Annotated in this window: 1 protein-coding gene; it reads right to left on the bottom strand. The window is 62.1% G+C overall.

The window, feature by feature from the left end; translation table 11 throughout:
• On the bottom strand, positions 1-794 hold a 794-nt coding region (locus A3754_RS25635), incomplete at both ends, for a response regulator (RefSeq protein ID WP_156497239.1).

Raw genomic sequence — 794 nt, 5'->3', positions numbered from 1 at the left:
TTCGAGTTGCCGGGCGCTTTGTTCCAGGCGGGGAGTGCCGCAGTAGCGGGTCGCACCGTGGAGTTTGTGCACCCGCTCCAGCAAGTCGTCGTTATCGTTCCGGTCGAAGGCGGCGGAGATAGCCGGGCGATCTATTTCCAGGCTATCAAGCAACATTTTCAGCATTTCGTCGGCAAGGTGGTCACGCCCCCCGGCGCGGCGACGGGCCAATGCAGGATCAAAGACCTGGTCACTGTTATCGTTGCTGTCAGGGCCATCCGGCAGCTCATCGGAGGTGCTTTCCAGCACCCATTTCTCCAGCGTATGGCGCAGTTGCCCTTCGGTGATCGGTTTACTCAGGTAGTCGTCCAGCCCGCGATCCAGCAGTTCCCGCCGCTCGCTTTCCAGCGCGTGGGCGGTTAGCGCGACAATGGGCGTATGGGTGCCATCCGGTTCGCTGTCGCGCATATGCCGGGTGGTTTCCTTGCCATCCATGCCGGGCATCTGGATGTCCATGAAGACCAGATCGAATGGCTGTTTGCGGAAGGCGTCAAGAGCGCGTTGACCGCTGTCGCAGGCGGTGACAGTGACCCCGAGTTCCTCCAGGAAGACCCGGGCCAGTTTCAGGTTGCCTGGGTGGTCGTCCACAAGCAGAACAGAAACCGGGCGCGGGAACGGCTGTGTGGCTGGTTGGCGACGGGGGGCGGTTGTGTCCTGGCCGCTTAATGCCAGCAGGGCGCTATGCAGGCGTTGGCGGGTAGCGGGCTTGCCTTGAACCTGGCAATGGGGGTAGTCCTCCAACCAGCGGGAAACAT

It is taken from the genome of Alcanivorax sp. HI0083 (genome assembly GCF_001635175.1).
The sequence above is the reverse complement of the archived record's forward strand: the minus strand, read 5'-3'. Positions and strand labels throughout refer to the sequence as shown.